This window comes from Hymenobacter monticola (assembly GCF_022811645.1).
GTDB classification, from domain to species: domain Bacteria; phylum Bacteroidota; class Bacteroidia; order Cytophagales; family Hymenobacteraceae; genus Hymenobacter; species Hymenobacter monticola.
On the sequence record NZ_CP094534.1, the window covers coordinates 4,265,382 to 4,280,894 of the forward strand.

Sequence of the window (15,513 nt, forward strand, 5' to 3'; positions counted from 1 at the left end):
GCACTCCCCACGAGCTTTATACCTATTACCAATGGCAAGTCTTTCAAGCAAATCAGGCGAACTGCAATTTGATGCTGCGACGGGGTTGGCCCCCGCCATCATTCAGGACGCCGACACCGGTCAGGTCCTCATGCTGGGCTACGTAAACCAGGAGGCCTGGGCCAAAACCCGGCAGGAGGGAAGGGTCACGTTTTTTTCCCGGTCTAAAAACCGGCTTTGGACCAAAGGCGAAACCAGTGGCAACTTTTTGCAGGTGGTGAGCCATCACGTGGACTGTGATGCGGATACCGTGCTGATTCGGGTGCTGCCGGCGGGGCCAACCTGCCACCGGGGCACAACGAGTTGCTTTGTGCAGCCCCAAGAGGCAGCTGTGCCCGCTGCACCCATCGGCTTTCTGGCCAGTCTTGAGCGGCTTATTTCCGAACGCAAGCAATTTCCCGAACGAGCACCCGCTTCCTATACGGTTTCGCTTTTTAAGAAGGGCATTCCCAAAATAGCGCAAAAAGTTGGCGAGGAAGCGGTTGAAACCGTTATTGATGCCGTGGCAGGGCATCGCGACACGCTCACCGGGGAAGTCGCCGATTTACTCTATCACCTCCTGGTTTTGCTGGCAGCTTCGGAAGTTACGCTCGCTGAAGTCATCGCGGTGCTGCAAGAACGTCACCGTTTACCTAATACCCGCCATCTGACCGAGGAATAATGAGACGCGGCTGAAAACCCAGCCGCGTCCTTTCACCTCCTATAAGTCTTTGGCCCTTAATTGCCTCCTTATCTTTTCCAGGAGGGCTTGGGCAATCAGAAGGTCGTCTTCCACCAAAATGGAAAGGGTGGAATTCAACCCAGGCCCGCTGATTTGCAGTTGATAAACCAACCCTTGTTCCGCCTGAGCAACGTTAAGGTGTGCAGTTGGTTCCGGGTGTCGGGCTGCCGGTGGGGCTTCGTGCGGGGCATTATTGGGGGCCGCACCTGTTGGGTGAGTAGAAACTGCGCCGGTATCTGGTTTTGCGTTGCGCTCAGGTTCTTCGTTTTTGAATAGCCCAAATAGGCTTGCTACCGCATCGTTTGTTGGTTTGCGAACATCTGGTGCCACCGGTGTGTTGTCAGGCATGTTGTCGTAAAACAAGGGATTGCGGGGCGCCTCATCGTCGTCGTCTGCATTGTTGAGGGAATCTTCGCCGCCGTTTGGTGCTGCCGGTTTGAAAGAGCTTTGGACAAGCGGGGTGGCTGATAATTCGCGTCGGGGTTGCTGCGACGCACTTGCGTCAATGTCAGCCATGGTGTTGCGGTCGTCAAGCAGGTTCACCATTCGGCACCCTTCCACAAAGGCCTTGGCTACGCCCTGCGCGTTTATTTCCTCGACGCCGAATTCTCGGATGAGCATCACGTCCAGCATCTGCACCGGCAGTTCCCGTAGCCGAAATTTGCGGCATATTTGAGCGAAAAGGGGAGGTGTCAGGAAAGCTTCTCTGTGGAACAGCAATTCTTCCTTTTTGTCGTAAGCATGCTTTATGCGCTTGAAAAGCGTGGTCGTGCTTAACAATTCGCGCTTGCTGGTCAAGAGTCCAAACTTTACGGCTGAACCGATGATGGCTTTAAAGGAGCCGCTTACTTTTCGGTTGAGTTTTCTTGCGGCAGTTTCAATTTCGCATTTTCCACCCGTGTCGTCTACCACCTCGGCGAGTTCCCAGGCGCCAGCATACGAAGTTCGGGGGTAATCAATCAATTTAGGCATAAGGAGTGAGTGTAGGGATTGACTATTGGTAAAAAAAAGTTTAAAATTTTCAAGTAATATGTACTTGTTTGTACTTATTATGTTAACTGGGATTGATTTATACTTAAATGCCATATGTACGCATTAGTTCCAACTACAGAATACTAGTACATAATACGATTTTTAAACAATAACTATTTCTCAGTCACTGAGACACTGAGTCGCAATTGATAAGCCGGCACACAAGAGAAACCTGTTAAGTAAATAAAAGTACAAAATTTGATTATAATTTTTTACTTTTTATTGCTATTTTTTAAAATAATCTTTGCCCTGCCCTTTATACTTGCACATGAGGACGCAGGTTACTTGCGATGCTTGTACACCCAAAGTTTTTTAAACTTAAAAGGCATGTGAATGTAAAGTAGAAAAAACTAGGCTATTTAGGTAAGCCAACTATAGCATGGCAATGGGTGGTAAAGCTGAGCAGATAGATAGGGAATGAGACATCACAACAAAACCAACAGACCCGAATACTTGAATCTTAACTATTCCAGTTGCACTGCGGCTCACGCGGCAAAGCAGCTACAATATCGACCCACAAAAGATATAAAAAGTTTGTCTTATAATTTATATTATGTTAAATTGAAAATGAATTAAACGAAAAAGAGCCCAGCCTATGGTGGCTGGGCTCTCCTATGTTCACTCACATCCCCTACTTCTTATTCAACTGCTCCAAGCGGGCGTTGAGGCGTTCCGAATCGGCAGTACGCCCCAAACGAAAGTAAACCTTCTGCAAAGAAGCAAGCGAATTGCGGTCCTGCGGCTGAAGTTCAAGCGCTTTCTCGAAGTACGGAACCGAAGCTAGGAAATATTTCTTTCCTTCGGCTTCAACTTTTTTACCCGAGGCTTGATAGGTTTTCAAATCCATCTTGCTGGCCTTGGTATAAGCTTCAGCGGCTTTGTTATAATTGTATACCCCTAGATTATACTGGGCATCGAAGTTGTTCGGGTCCAACTCAACAGCTTTTTTGTAATCGGCCAAAGCCAGGTCTGACTTTTTCTGCTGGTCGTACATCGAGCCCCGCACCGCGTATAAGTTCGAATTAGAAGGGTCGGCAGCAATTGTCTTGCTGATTTTATCTATCGCATCACTACCCTTGCCAGTGGCCAGCGCCAAGTTCAAGTCCTCCAGCATGAAGTTCTTGTTGTTGGGATACGCCGCCAGTGCCTGTTGCAACACCTTTGCAGCTTCAGCATCATCTTTCTGCTGCTTTGCCATTTGGTAAAGGCGCGAGTACAGCGTCGTGGATTTGTAATTCATGCCCAGCAACTGGTTGTAGCTGGCCTTGGCGCCTGCGTAATCCTGCTTGGCTTCAGAAGCATAAGCTGAGTACAACACGGCGGTAGTGTCCTGCGGCTTGATTTTGGAAGCTAGCTTGTAATTTTCGATGGCTTTATCGTAATCTTTGGCATTGTAGCTGTTCACGGCGTCATTGAAGGCGTAGCCGTAAAGGTTGTCCAGCTTGGGTACTGCCTGCTTGCCAAACTCACCGTCCTTGGTGTCCAATTCGATGGTTTTGGCAAACGACTCATAAGCCTTCTGCACACCTTCACCGGGCTGCAACTGCTTGCCATAAATCGGGCTTTCCAACATCCCCAGGTAGATTTCTCCACGGGTGTACCAGGTTTTGGCTTTCCCACTGGTCTTCTCGTTCACGATGGCCTTGTCGATGTCCGTGCGCGCTTTGTCGAGCAGGCCGGAACGCTGATTCAGGATGGCATTGGTAACGGCGGAGGTCTGAGCGGAAACGACTACGGGCGCTCCCGTTGCAAGTGCTACGCCTACGGCAGCCGTCAAAAGGGTCTTCTTCATAAGATTGGGAATGGGCCCGGCGGGTATTTTCTTAGGCTTTTCAGCCCTTGGAGGCAACAAACCGGGCGGGAAGTGTGAACATTAAGGGTGAGTGATGGGCTTCCTCATTCGCGCCTCAAACGCCGAGGTCACGCATTGAGTTCGCCAAAAATAAACGGGGCGGCCCAAATGGACCGCCCCGCTCCTACTTCAGCAATTATGCCAAGTCCTCGTCATCGTCCGATTCGTCCTCGCCGTCGACGTCATCTTCGTCAGAATCATCATCCAACGATTCGTCGTCTTCCAACAAATCATCTTCACTAATTGTCGTCAACGCCTCGGCGGCGTTCGGCGTGCCATCACCGGCAGTGGCTTCCTGCCCGGCTTCGGCCAACGCCGCAGCCGTGATTTCTTCTTTCTCTTCGGCTTCCACTTTTGCCACAGAGGAGATTTCGTCGTTGCCGCTGATTTTGATAAGCCGAACCCCTTGAGTGGCGCGGCCAATGGTCCGCAAGTCGCTCATACGCAAGCGAATGGTGATGCCCGACTTGTTGATAATCATCAAATCGTCGCCGTCGTTCACGTCTTTGATGGCCACCAAGTTACCGGTTTTTTCGGTCAGCTTCATGGCCCGCACGCCTTTGCCCCCGCGCTTGGTGACGCGGTACTCTTCGAGCTGGCTGCGCTTGCCAAAGCCGTTCTCGCTCACCACCAGCAGCTCCTGCGTGGGGTCGGCCACGCATACCATGCCCACCACGCGGTTGCCGGGCACGTCTTCGAGGCGAATGCCCCGCACGCCGGCGGCCGAGCGGCCCATGGAGCGGGCTTCGCTTTCGTTAAAACGTACTGCCCGGCCCGTGCGCGAGGCCAGAATCACCTCCGCATTGGGTGTGAGCAGCTGCACGTCCAGAATCCGGTCGCCTTCGTTGATGGTGATGGCGTTGATACCGGCCGTGCGCGGCCGCGAGTAGGCCTCCAGCGGGGTCTTCTTCACCGTGCCCTGCTCGGTGCAGAACATGAGGTAGGTGTTTTCGAGATAGTCGGGGTCTTTCAGGCCGCGCACGTTGAGCACGGAGCGCACCTTATCTTCGCGCGGAATCTCGATGAGGTTCTGAATGGGCAGCCCTTTGGTGGCCTTCCCTCCTTCCGGTACTTCGTACACCTTCAGCCAGAACACACGGCCGAGCTCCGTGAAGAACAGCAGGTACTCGTGCGTGGTGGCCACGAACAGGTGCTCGGTGAAGTCGTCTTTCTTCGAGAGGGCCCCGCGGGAACCCGCGCCGCCGCGGCCCTGGGCGCGGTACTCGTCCAGGTTGGTGCGCTTGATGTAGCCCTCGCGGCTGATGGTGATGACCATCGCCTCGTCGGCTATCATGTCCTCGGTTGAGAAGTCGCCGCCCTGGTAGTTGATTTCCGTGCGGCGGGCGTCGCCGTACCGCTCGCGAATGTCTTCGAGCTCGGTTTTGATGATGCCGCGCTGCAGCACATCCGAATCCAGCACCGACTTCAAATAGTCGATAAGCTTCATGAGCTCGTTGTACTCCGCCACAATCTTGTCGCGCTCGAGGCCGGTAAGGCGCTGCAGGCGCATGTCGAGAATGGCACGGGCCTGCACTTCGCTCAGGGCGAAACGCTCGATAAGCTGGCCGCGGGCCACCTCGGGGTCGCGCGAGCCGCGGATAAGGGCAATGACTTCGTCGAGGTGGTCGAGGGCGATGAGCAGGCCTTCCAGGATGTGGGCGCGCTTCTGGGCTTCGGCCAGCTCGTACTTGGTGCGGCGCACGATGATTTCGGCGCGGTGCTCCACGAAGTACTGGATGAGCTGCTGCAGGTTCAGCGTCATGGGCCGGCCCTTCACCAGGCACACATTGTTGACGCCGAACGAGCTTTGCAGCTGCGTGTACTTGAACAGGTTGTTCAGGACCACGCTGGGCATGGCGTCGCGCTTGAGGTCGTACACAATGCGCATGCCGTCGCGGTCCGACTCGTCGCGGAGGTCCGCAATGCCCTCGATTTTCTTCTCGTTGATGAGCGCGGCCGTCTTTTCAATCATCGACGCCTTGTTCACCATGTAGGGAATTTCGGTGACGACGATTTGCTCTTTGCCAGTCTTCGAGGTTTCGAAGGTGGCCTTGGCGCGCATGACCACCCGGCCGCGGCCGGTTTCGAAGGCTTGCTTCACGCCCTCGTAGCCGTAGATGATGCCGCCGGTGGGAAAATCCGGCGCCGTCACGTACTGCATGAGCTCGGCCACGGTGATGTCCGGGTTGTCGAGGTAGGCAATGATGCCGTTCACGACCTCCGTCATGTTGTGCGGGGCCATGTTGGTGGCCATGCCCACGGCAATGCCCGAGGTGCCGTTCACCAGCAGGTTCGGGAACTTGGCCGGCATCACGCTGGGCTCTTCGAGCGAGTCGTCGAAGTTGGGCTGAAAGTCCACCGTGTCCTTGTCGAGGTCGCCCAGCATTTCGTCGGCCAAGCGTTTGAGGCGGGCCTCGGTATAACGCATAGCTGCCGGCGAGTCGCCGTCGACGGAGCCAAAGTTGCCCTGTCCGTCCACAAGCGGGTAGCGCAGGCTCCAGTCCTGGGCCATGCGCACCATGGTGTCGTACACGCTGGTGTCGCCGTGCGGGTGGTACTTACCCAGCACCTCGCCCACGATACGGGCCGATTTCTTATAAGATTTGTTGTAGCCTACGCCAAGCTCGCTCATGCCGTAGAGCACGCGGCGGTGCACGGGCTTCAGGCCGTCGCGCACGTCGGGCAGGGCCCGGGAGATGATGACCGACATCGAATAGTCGATGTAGGCGCCCCGCATCTCGTCTTCGATGTTAATCGGAATGATTTTTTCGCCTTCCGCCATTGAGGGGGGTTGATGGGCGGCTCAAAAAATACCCTGAAAAGGTACCTAAAAGCCGCAGGGTGAATGGTTCTTTGTATACGCGCGAAGATACGACAAAAAGGCCACAGCGGCAAGCGCTGTGGCCTTTTTTGCGGGTTTGAGTAGGACTATTTCAACGACTTGCTTTTGTCCTGCGTGTGCGTCCCTCGCTTGGGATTATAGGTCTTGATTTTCTGCCCAATGGCCGGATTTTGCATCTTCCACAAGGGCTGCCCGCGGTACTTCACACCGCTGTGCATGTGCACCTTCCGGGTGTGGCACGACTCGATGGGGCAAGAACGGCAGCCAGCGGCCCCCCACAGCAACAGGCAAATACTCAGTCGCAGACACAGCTTCATGACGCAAAGGTAATAAGCCCAAGATGGGCGCGGGTCGAAACTGACGGCCTCCCCTATCAGGCTTCGCCCTCCCACTCGGCCAAAAAGCGCGCCACAAAGCCTTCCATGTAGGCGTGGCGCTCTTCAGCCACGGCGCGGGCGGCGGGCGTCTGCAGCCGGTCTTTAAGGTGCAGCAGCTTTTCGTAGAAGTGGTTGAGCGTGGGCGCGGTGTTTTTTTGGTAGCTCGCGAAGCTCTCGTGCGCGACGGGCGGCACGGCGGGGTCGTGCAGCGGGCGGCCCTTGTGGCCCCCGTAGGCAAAAGCCCGGCCAATGCCCACGGCCCCGATGGCATCGAGCCGGTCGGCGTCCTGCACCAGCGCGGCCTCCAGCGACGAAACCGGCGTGTCCACGCCCAGCCCTTTGAATGACACCTCCCGAATGATGGTTTCGACCCGGGTAATCACGTCCTCGGGCGCGTGCTGGCTGAGCAGCCAGGCCCGGGCGGCCCGGGGGCCGGCCTCGTAGTCACCGCCATGGAATTTCCAATCGGCAATATCGTGCAGAAGCGCGCCCAGCTCGGTGATTTCCGGGTTGGCTTCGGGCGAATGGGCGGCCAGCCTACGGGCCATCAGCCATACACGGCGGATGTGCGCCCAGTCGTGCCCGCTGCCTTCGTCGGCAAATTTTTGTTCGATAAAGGCAGCGGTGGCGGTAATTAAATCCATAAAATCGGAGTGCGTAAAGGGGCCGAAAAAGCCGCATTGGGGGGCAAGTTAGCACGTGCAGACGGGCGCAAACGACCGCGCGGCGAGACCGGCTGGTAAGCGGTTGAGCCCTTGGGTCGTTTCTTCGCACTTCATTGCCCTATATGAAAGCACTGCTCCGCTCCTTTCTCGCGCTCGCCTTATTGGCCCAACTGACGGTGCTACCGCAACGAGTAGCAGCGCAAACGCCAGTTGCCGCCGATACCACCCACAAATACCAGAACCCAGCCGGAGTGTCGGCCGCGGGCCGGAAGTCTTTTTTCAAAAGCAAAGGTTTTCGCGCCACCATCGTGCCTGCCTTGCTAATTGGGTACGGGGCCAGCACCATCTACGGCAACGGACTCTACAGCTCGTACCAAGCCAAGCACGCCATCCGCAGTGAGTTCGGCACTTACCGCAGTCACATCGACGATTACCTGCAGTGGGCGCCGTATCTTGAGATACCGGCGGTGTTGCTCGGCGGCGTCGAGTCGCGCAACGACCGGCTGAATCTCGCCCTGGTGGTGGCAAAAAGCGAGCTTATTATGCTGGGTTCGGTGTACATTGTGAAAACGCTCAGCCACATTCAACGCCCGGATTCTTCCAACCACCTCTCCTTCCCCTCCGGTCACACGGCGCAGGCCTTTCTGGCGGCCAGCATCGTGCACGCCGAGTTCCGCGACAAAAGCCAGTGGTACGGCGTGGGCGCCTACGCCCTGGCCACCAGCGTGGCCGCGTTTCGGATGATAAACAACAAGCACTGGCAGTCCGACGTGGTGGCCGGCGCGGGCTTTGGCATTCTCTCGGCCCACCTGGCCTACCTCTCCCACCGCAACCGCTGGGGCCGCAAGCCCGGCGGCCGCGGCATCGGCGAAACCAGCCTGGTGCCGGTGTGGACCCCGGCTGGCGGCATGGGGGTGTGTTTTAATTGGCGGCCGAAGTAGGCCCTGCTGAAAGCCGCATAATCAACTACTTGCTGACAAGGCTGTTCTACCCTCCGGTAAATTTAGATACTAAGGCAAGGAGAAAAAACGGAAGAAAGAAGCAATAAGACCACCGCTCCCCGGCCCCGAAGTAAAGCGGAGTTGGGCACACTTGCGCCACTTGCCCCGTTCTGAACGCGGCGGGCCGCGACGCCGTGAAGCAGCGTGCGAAAAGAGACACCAGCTGGAGGTGAAATCTTATGGCAAGGTAGCAACAGGGCCTTTCTCCTGGTGGCGTGGGAGGCAAAAGCCCCCAGAGTGGGCGGAATTAGGGGTAATTTCCCTTGGCACGGGGATTGTAACGCCGCCGCCAAACCATCCCACTAACCCATGCAGGTCACCACTTACGAGCGGTTGCGCATCACGCACCGCACCCTGTTGCAGTCCCCACTCAAGCCAGCTGCCTTCCAGCAGTTGGTGGAGGAATTGCCCGCCCGCTTGGATGACATCGCGGTGCAACGGCCCGGCCTGCGGGAAGAGGTAGCGGGCTGCCGCGACTACGTCAAACGCCTAAGCGCCTATTTGGCTGGGCATGCCGATGCGGACCACGCCCGCCTCCTGGAGGGCCTACATCGCTGCCTGTCCTCCTTGTTTTGAGTTAGCCAATACACCCATGCAGGTATCCTTCAGCACACCCTGCAAAACAAAACGTAATGTCTCATTGAGATGCTTTCAATAAATCAAGCACATCAATGCGCACACTAAAAACCCCATGCAAATACTTGATTTACATGGGGTTTAAATACTACAGAGCCGCCTGTCGGACTCGAACCAACGACCCTCTGATTACAAGTCAGAAGCTCTACCAACTGAGCTAAGGCGGCGGGTTAGTGCTGCAAAAGTAGCCCACTGGCGCCCTTTCGCCAACGCTACGGCTTTAATTATTGAAAAAAAAGCGCCCCGGTGAAATTTTCACCGGGGCGCTTTGCATGTAAGCCAGCAGGTTAGCAACCTTAGCTGCGAATCATTTTCAACTGCTTTTTGAGGGCATCGATGCGCTTCTGGCCTTCGGCGATGCGGCCCTGGTACTCCTCGCGCAACTGGCTCGCATTCTTAGAGCGGGCAAAGAAGTCGAGGTTGGTTTGTAGGGTAGCAGCGTCGTTTTCAAGCTCGTTGATTTCCTTACGCAGCGCCATTTCCTTGCGGGTGAGCTGCTGTTGCGCGTGCGGACGGGCTTTGAGGCGGGCTACTTCGGTTTGGAACAGCAGGTTGGCGCGGTCGTCGTAGCTCAGGCCGGGCACCTGGTCGAGGTACTTGCCCAGCAGCTTGAGCAACTGGTCTTCGCTGGCGTCGCCGGTGCCGCGGTTGGGCTCGGCATCGTTGGCGTCGAAAGCCGTCGACCAGTCGGCCAGGATGGCGCGGAAGCCTTCCAGCGTGCCGGGGTTGTCGGCGTTAAGGGCGCTTACCTGCTCACCAATCTGGGCGAGGTGGGCCGTTTGCTCGGCCGAGGCCTGCTGCACCTTCTCCTCGCGCTGGCGGAACTCCTGCTTGGGCCGCTCAAACACGGCGTCGCAAGCGGCGCGGAAGCGGTGCCACAGCTTGTCGGCGAGCTTGTCGGGCACGCGGCCCACTTCCTTCCACTCCTTCTGCACCCGGATGATGGTTTGGCGGGCGGCGTCCTGGTCAGGGTTGTTTTGGGCTTCCTCGGCCTGGTCGATGAGGGCCTGCTTGGCCTTCACATTGGCTGACTTCTCGTTGTCGAGAGACTTGAAGAAGTCGTTCTTCCGGTTGAAGAAGGCCTTGTAAGCGGCCCAGTACTGCTTGTTCAGGGCATCAGCCTGGGCGCGGGGCACGAGGCCGGCGGCCTCCCATTCAGCTTTGATTTCCTGCAGCTCGTCGGTTTTCGAGCGCCACAGGTTCACGCGGTCGGTGTCGAAGGTGGCGAAGGGCAGCACGCGCTCCAGCAGGGCCTGCTTCACCACGAGGTTGGCTTTCTCCTGCGTCGAGCGCTGGTCCACAAACTCTTTGCGGCGCTGATGCAGCACGTCGGAAGCCGCAATGAAGCGCTGCCACAGCGGCTCACGCTGGTCGTTCGGCACAGGGCCGATGTTCTTCCAATCCTCGTGCAGCTTGGTCAGCTCATCGAGGGCTTTATTGATGCCGGGGGCCTGGGCCAAGGCTTCGGCGCGCTTAATGAGGCCTTCCTTGGCTTCGAGGTTGCGGCGACGGTCCAGGTCCTTCATTTGCAGGAACTGGCCCTGCTTGCTGTAGTAGATGTCGAGCAAGCCGTGATAGGTGTCCCAAATGGACTGGCTGTCTGTCTGCGGCACGGCACCGGTGGCTTTCCACTCGGCTTGCAGGGCTTTTAGCTTGGACGAGCTGTCCTTGGTTTCGGCAGCTTCCACGAGGCCGCGGAGCTGGTCGAGCAGGGCGCGCTTCTTGGTGAGGTTGTCGCCCCGGCTGGCGTCTTCGGCTTTGGCGTCCTTGGCGCGGTTCTCGCGGAACTCCTGCAAAGCCTTGTTCAGCTCTTGCTGGCCCTCGGGCTGCTGGAAAGCAAACGCCTCCGCGCCTTCGCCACCTTCGGCAAATTTCTGGCGGGCGGCGGTGCGGGCCAAGCCCACGTTGGCTTCATACTGGCGGGTAAGGTCCTGAATCTGCTTGCGATTGCGCTGGGCATCAGGCCGGCGCAGCAGGCCTACCAAATACGAGGCCTGGGCCGGCAGGTCGAGGGTAGTGAAATCCGGCGCAGGGGTTTCGGGCACGTAGGTTTCCTCGCCTTCGTTTTGCCCGGTGGGCTCCTCGCCGGCATCGATGGCAGCCACGTTGGCCGGTGCGGCATTCAGGGGCGTTTCTTCCGACGTGGTGATGTGAGCCACACCTTCGGGAGCATTTTCCAATTCCTCGGCCGAACTCAGTGCCACCGTGGGTACGGCCGGCGCGGCTTCTTCAACTGTGGCGGGCTCGCCCGTGCCGCTGAGGCTGGTTTCGGGGTCAGCAATGGGCGCGGGGGCAGCGCTGGCAATCTGCTCCTGGGCAGGCAGTGCCTCAGGCTGGGGCGTTTCGGCCACGTTAGTGGCCATATCGGCGCCGTAGTGCGCCACAGCGCGAGCCTGCGGGGCCGACATGTCGCTGCCGTCCACAGTCACCTCATCGGGCACGTGCTGGGCGGTTTCCCCGGCCGCGGTGGCTTCGGGGGTGCCGGGCGCGGGGGCGCTGGCGGGGGCGGCGGCGGCAGGAGCATCAGCGGGGGCTTCGGCCGTGCCGGCGCCGGCGGGTTGGCTGGCGGGAAGCTCGGGCGTGCCTTGGGCGGGCAGCTCCGTTTGGCTTTCGCCCGGTGAGGCAGAGCCGCCCGAGCGGCCTTGAATCTCAGCCAGGCGGCGTTGCAAAATGGTCATCCGGTCTTCGGCAGACGCGTCGGTGCCGCCGGCTTGCGGGGCAGTGGGGTTTTCTTCAGCAGCCATAAATCTTCGTAAAAGCCAGCCCGGTGCGACAGGCCAGAGGAGCGCGCAAAAAAAGTAGAAACAAAAAGGAAAAAAATATCCGCTTAAGGCACTCAGTTCAGGCGGGGGTCGACGGGGTAGTTGGCCAAAACCTTGAACCGCCCGCCTTTCTCCCGCAGAATGTCGCGCCAGAAAGCATCCGATGCCAAAGTAAACACTTTCCCGGCGCTTGCAGGGTGTCGTATCCAACTCTGGCCCTGCATTTCGCCGGCCAGCTGCCCGGCCGACCAGCCCGAGTAGCCCGCAAAGAGCCGAATTTCATCGGCTGAAACGGCTCCGCTGACCAACAGGTCCAGCAGCAATTCGAAATCGCCGCCCCAGTACACGTCTTGGCCTAGGTCCTGCGCGCCGGGCAAATCGGCGCGGCGATGCAGGTAGTGCAGGGTGTTGGGCTCAACGGGGCCGCCCATGTAAAGCGGCAGTTCGCCGGCCGCGGTAGCCAAGTGCGTGGGCAGGTCGAGCACGTCGCCCAGCGTGAGGTTGGTGAGGCGGTTCAGCACGAGGCCGAAAGTGCCGTCTTCGGGCTCGTCGCGGCACAGGAGCACCACACTGCGTTCAAAATTGGGGTCGCCCAGAAAGGGCTGGGAGATGAGCAAGGTTCCGGGACGCATAATCAGGAAGAATCGGAATGGAAGGATAAACAGGGGGTATTGCGCTTCGGCGAAGGCATCCGAGCCCAGCGCCCTCGGCGATGGTATTAACTTGCGGCGCCAACACCGTTTGGCCATCGCCCGGTAGGGTTAAACAAGACTGAGGGCCGGCCAAAATTGTTCCTTAAGTATACGGTCGATGCTGACGCCGGACCACCGCCCGTGCTCATTTCCTTTGCATTCATGAACGACTCGCAGCTCGCCGATTTACGCAAAACCTACTCGCAGCGCACGCTGGCCGAAACCGATGTGCTGCCCGACGCCGTGCAACAGTTCCGGCAGTGGCTGGACGAAGCCATCGCCGCCAAGCTCGATGAACCCACGGCCCTCACACTCAGCACCGCGGATGCCGCCGGGCAGCCCTCTTCGCGCGTGGTGCTATTGAAAGGGCTGCCCGACGACGCCGGTTTTTTGTTTTACACCAATTACGACTCGCGCAAGGGGCGCGAGCTGGCTGAGCGGCCGCTGGCCGCGCTCAACTTTTTCTGGCCTGGGCTGGAGCGCCAGGTACGCGTGGAGGGCCGCGTGGAGAAAGCACCGGCGGAGGTGTCGACCGAATATTTCCAGAGCCGCCCGCGCGGCAGCCAGCTTGGCGCCTGGGCCTCGCCCCAAAGCCAGGTGATTAGCAGCCGTGAAGAGCTGGAAGCCCGCGAACACGAATTGGCAGAGCGATTTGCCAACCAGGACCCGCTGCCCCGGCCCGAGAACTGGGGCGGCTACATTTTGCGCCCCCACCGGGTGGAGTTCTGGCAGGGCCGCCCCAGCCGCCTGCACGACCGGATTGTGTATGAGCGCGCCGGCCACGGCTGGCAGCGCAGCCGTTTGGCGCCGTGAGGTGACTGAGTAAATGAGCAACATCTCGGTGCTCACCCCTTCATTTACTCACTTGCCCATTTACGCAATTACACTTCGAAACCCTTGGCTGAAATTCAACCGGTGCGCGGCTGGCGCTACAATCCCACGCTCAGCACCAACATCGATGCGCTTGTATCTCCCCTGTTCGATGTGGTTTCGGCCAAACAGCGGGAAATGCTGTACCACAACCCGCTGAACTCCATTCATCTCACCGTGCCCGGCGATGCCGACCCTGCAGCCGCCGCTGCAGTGCGTTTGGCCGAGTGGAAGGCCTCGGGCGTGCTACGCCAGGATGAGCTGCCCGGCATCTATGTGTATTACCAGTATTTCCGGCTGCCAGGGAGTACGCGCGAGTATTGCCGCAAAGGCTTCATGTGCCACATCCGGGCCTACGACTGGGCGGAGAACGTGGTGCTGCGCCACGAGAACACGCTGCCAGCTTCGGTGAACGACCGGGCCGAGTTGCTGGCCCGCACGCAGTTCCAAACCAGTGCCACCCACGGCCTGTACCGCGACGACGCGTTCGAACTGGAAGCTTACCTCGACGAGGCCATGCTCTCGCCGCTCTACGAAACCGAGGAGGACTACCAGGGCGCCCGCGACGTGCTGGCCGTCATTCAGGACGCGGGCATCATTCGCCGTTTTCAGGCGGTGCTGGCGGCCCGGGAAGTGATTCTGGCCGACGGCCACCACCGCTACGAAGGCTCACTGGCCTACCGCCAGGCCCGGGAGTTGGCCGCCAATGGCACCGCTACCGGCCGCGAGCCCTGGAACTACCACCTCATGTACCTCACCAACGCGGCCGCCGACGACCTACGGATTTTGCCTACCCACCGCTTGCTGCTGGAATTGCCCGAGGGCCATACCGTGCCGGATATGCTGCGGGAGCTCGAAACCTACTTCGTTGTCACGCCCAAGGAAGATGCCAACGACCTACCCGAAATCATTGCCGGCAAGCCGTGGGCATTCGGGCTGTACTTGTCGGGCCAGGCCTACAAGCTGCGCCTACGCCCCGAGGCCCACGCGCTGCTGGACTGGCTTACCACCCCGCAGGTAAAGGCCCTGGATTTGACGGTGCTGCATTACTTTGTTTTCCAGCAAGTGCTGGGCGTGATGGGGGCCGATGCCCAGCGGGCCTGGCCTGGGGTGGCCTACGTGCGCAACCTGCTCGACTGCCTGCAGCGGGTGGACCGGGGCGAGGCCGTGGCGGCGTTTATCGTGAACGAGGTGACGATGGCCGAAGTGGAAGCCGTGTGCCACTCCGGCGCCGTGATGCCGCCAAAGTCGACATTTTTTTACCCCAAAACCATCGGCGGCTTCCTCTTCAGCAGCATTGCCGATGACGAAGCCGGCAACGCCTTCGCCGACTATTTTCAAGCCTCTGCCCTACCCGCGTGAAACTCATTCTAGCTTCCAATTCGCCCCGTCGTCGCCAACTGCTGGCCGACCTCGGTTTGCGCTACGAAATCCGCCTGGTGGACGTGGACGAAGACTTCCCGGCTCACCTGCGTCGGGCCGAAGTAGCCGAATACCTGGCCGCCCGCAAAGCCGCGGCCTACGTGGCCACCCTGGCCCCCGATGAGGTGGTGCTCACCGCCGACACCATTGTATGCCTCGACGACGACGTACTAAACAAGCCCGCCGACGTGGCCGAAGCCACCGCCATGCTTACCCGCCTGCAGGGCCGGTCCCACGAGGTTTTCACCGGCGTATGCCTCCGCGCGGGCGACGGGCGCGAAGTCGTATTTTCTGACCAAACCACGGTACATTTCCGCCCGCTAACGCCGGCCGAAATCAGCCATTACATCGAAACGGCCAAGCCGTTCGATAAAGCCGGGGCCTACGGTGCGCAAGACTGGATTGGCATGGTGGGCGTAACGCGCCTGGAAGGGTCTTACTTTAACGTGATGGGCCTGCCGGTGCACCGGGTGTGGGAAGAGCTGGAAAATCTGCTGGGCCCACCCTCAGTTTGGAATGGACTCGGTACTATCAATGCCGGCCACCAAGCGGAATGACGTTTCCCAGAATCTCCTTTTGGTTGCTGCTGGGCACAGCGCTAC

The 15,513-nt window shown here is 58.8% G+C and carries 13 protein-coding genes and 1 tRNA gene; 6 read left to right on the forward strand and 8 right to left on the reverse strand.

The genetic code is table 11. The features are described from left to right. The first annotated feature begins 31 nt into the window (after nucleotides 1-31). Nucleotides 32-700, forward strand: a complete 669-nt coding sequence (gene hisIE, locus MTP16_RS17730; RefSeq protein ID WP_243512381.1) for a bifunctional phosphoribosyl-AMP cyclohydrolase/phosphoribosyl-ATP diphosphatase HisIE — start codon at nucleotides 32-34, stop codon at nucleotides 698-700. Nucleotides 701-739: 39 nt separating this feature from the next. Here hisIE and MTP16_RS17735 read toward each other — a convergent pair whose 3' ends face one another. From MTP16_RS17735 to MTP16_RS17755, 5 genes are all read right to left on the reverse strand, one after another. Continuing rightward, nucleotides 740-1,732: a hypothetical protein gene (locus tag MTP16_RS17735; RefSeq protein ID WP_243512383.1), complete on the reverse strand. Its 993-nt coding sequence runs from the start codon at nucleotides 1,730-1,732 to the stop codon at nucleotides 740-742. Nucleotides 1,733-2,423: 691 nt separating this feature from the next. Beyond that, complete coding sequence (locus MTP16_RS17740; RefSeq protein ID WP_243512386.1) at nucleotides 2,424-3,584, reverse strand: tetratricopeptide repeat protein; 1,161 nt, start codon at nucleotides 3,582-3,584, stop codon at nucleotides 2,424-2,426. Nucleotides 3,585-3,780: 196 nt separating this feature from the next. Beyond that, complete coding sequence (gene gyrA, locus MTP16_RS17745; RefSeq protein ID WP_243512389.1) at nucleotides 3,781-6,426, reverse strand: DNA gyrase subunit A; 2,646 nt, start codon at nucleotides 6,424-6,426, stop codon at nucleotides 3,781-3,783. 146 nt (nucleotides 6,427-6,572) lie between these two features. Then, nucleotides 6,573-6,803 carry a hypothetical protein gene (locus tag MTP16_RS17750; protein ID WP_243512392.1) on the reverse strand — a complete coding sequence of 77 codons (231 nt, stop codon included), beginning with the start codon at nucleotides 6,801-6,803 and terminating at the stop codon, nucleotides 6,573-6,575. A gap of 56 nt (nucleotides 6,804-6,859) precedes the next feature. Further along, entirely contained in the window at nucleotides 6,860-7,507 is a 648-nt protein-coding gene (locus MTP16_RS17755) for an HD domain-containing protein (protein WP_243512394.1), read from the reverse strand. A gap of 143 nt (nucleotides 7,508-7,650) precedes the next feature. Here MTP16_RS17755 and MTP16_RS17760 point away from each other — a divergent pair, with 143 nt between their 5' ends. Together MTP16_RS17760 and MTP16_RS17765 are read left to right on the forward strand one after the other, a co-directional pair. After that, nucleotides 7,651-8,469: a phosphatase PAP2 family protein gene (locus MTP16_RS17760; RefSeq protein WP_243512397.1), complete on the forward strand. Its 819-nt coding sequence runs from the start codon at nucleotides 7,651-7,653 to the stop codon at nucleotides 8,467-8,469. A 369-nt stretch (nucleotides 8,470-8,838) separates the two neighbouring features. Continuing rightward, the gene (locus tag MTP16_RS17765; RefSeq protein WP_243512400.1) at nucleotides 8,839-9,105 is read left to right on the forward strand and encodes a hypothetical protein; all 267 of its coding nucleotides are present in this window, start codon (nucleotides 8,839-8,841) and stop codon (nucleotides 9,103-9,105) included. A 154-nt stretch (nucleotides 9,106-9,259) separates the two neighbouring features. Here MTP16_RS17765 and MTP16_RS17770 read toward each other — a convergent pair. From MTP16_RS17770 to MTP16_RS17780, 3 genes are all read right to left on the reverse strand, one after another. After that, a tRNA-Thr gene (locus MTP16_RS17770) sits at nucleotides 9,260-9,332 on the reverse strand. A 129-nt stretch (nucleotides 9,333-9,461) separates the two neighbouring features. Further along, a complete protein-coding gene (locus MTP16_RS17775; RefSeq protein WP_243512404.1) occupies nucleotides 9,462-11,909 on the reverse strand; it encodes a DUF349 domain-containing protein in 2,448 nt (815 codons plus the stop codon). A gap of 92 nt (nucleotides 11,910-12,001) precedes the next feature. Next, nucleotides 12,002-12,559, reverse strand: coding sequence for a YqgE/AlgH family protein (locus MTP16_RS17780; protein ID WP_243512407.1), 558 nt, complete (start codon nucleotides 12,557-12,559; stop codon nucleotides 12,002-12,004). A gap of 222 nt (nucleotides 12,560-12,781) precedes the next feature. Between MTP16_RS17780 and pdxH the strand changes: the two genes are divergently transcribed. The 3 genes from pdxH to MTP16_RS17795 all read left to right on the forward strand — a co-directional run bounded on the left by pdxH (nucleotide 12,782) and on the right by MTP16_RS17795 (nucleotide 15,468). Then, a complete protein-coding gene (gene pdxH / locus MTP16_RS17785) occupies nucleotides 12,782-13,432 on the forward strand; it encodes a pyridoxamine 5'-phosphate oxidase (protein WP_243512410.1) in 651 nt (216 codons plus the stop codon). Nucleotides 13,433-13,516: 84 nt separating this feature from the next. Continuing rightward, nucleotides 13,517-14,851, forward strand: a complete 1,335-nt coding sequence (locus MTP16_RS17790; RefSeq protein ID WP_243512413.1) for a DUF1015 domain-containing protein — start codon at nucleotides 13,517-13,519, stop codon at nucleotides 14,849-14,851. Continuing rightward, nucleotides 14,848-15,468, forward strand: coding sequence for a Maf family nucleotide pyrophosphatase (locus MTP16_RS17795; RefSeq protein WP_243512416.1), 621 nt, complete (start codon nucleotides 14,848-14,850; stop codon nucleotides 15,466-15,468). Before MTP16_RS17790 ends, MTP16_RS17795 begins: the two co-directional genes overlap by 4 nt. Nucleotides 15,469-15,513 lie beyond the last annotated feature (45 nt).

What these genes read in the sequence shown, in the direction of transcription:
- MTP16_RS17775 (WP_243512404.1), bottom strand. Translation starts at nt 11,909, where the DNA reads ATGGCTGCTGAAGAAAACCCCACTGCCCCGCAAGCCGGCGGCACCGAC.
- MTP16_RS17760 (WP_243512397.1), top strand. Translation starts at nt 7,651, where the DNA reads ATGAAAGCACTGCTCCGCTCCTTTCTCGCGCTCGCCTTATTGGCCCAA.
- gyrA (WP_243512389.1), bottom strand. Translation starts at nt 6,426, where the DNA reads ATGGCGGAAGGCGAAAAAATCATTCCGATTAACATCGAAGACGAGATG.
- MTP16_RS17750 (WP_243512392.1), bottom strand. Translation starts at nt 6,803, where the DNA reads ATGAAGCTGTGTCTGCGACTGAGTATTTGCCTGTTGCTGTGGGGGGCC.
- MTP16_RS17765 (WP_243512400.1), top strand. Translation starts at nt 8,839, where the DNA reads ATGCAGGTCACCACTTACGAGCGGTTGCGCATCACGCACCGCACCCTG.
- hisIE (WP_243512381.1), top strand. Translation starts at nt 32, where the DNA reads ATGGCAAGTCTTTCAAGCAAATCAGGCGAACTGCAATTTGATGCTGCG.
- MTP16_RS17740 (WP_243512386.1), bottom strand. Translation starts at nt 3,584, where the DNA reads ATGAAGAAGACCCTTTTGACGGCTGCCGTAGGCGTAGCACTTGCAACG.
- MTP16_RS17735 (WP_243512383.1), bottom strand. Translation starts at nt 1,732, where the DNA reads ATGCCTAAATTGATTGATTACCCCCGAACTTCGTATGCTGGCGCCTGG.
- MTP16_RS17780 (WP_243512407.1), bottom strand. Translation starts at nt 12,559, where the DNA reads ATGCGTCCCGGAACCTTGCTCATCTCCCAGCCCTTTCTGGGCGACCCC.
- MTP16_RS17755 (WP_243512394.1), bottom strand. Translation starts at nt 7,507, where the DNA reads ATGGATTTAATTACCGCCACCGCTGCCTTTATCGAACAAAAATTTGCC.
- pdxH (WP_243512410.1), top strand. Translation starts at nt 12,782, where the DNA reads ATGAACGACTCGCAGCTCGCCGATTTACGCAAAACCTACTCGCAGCGC.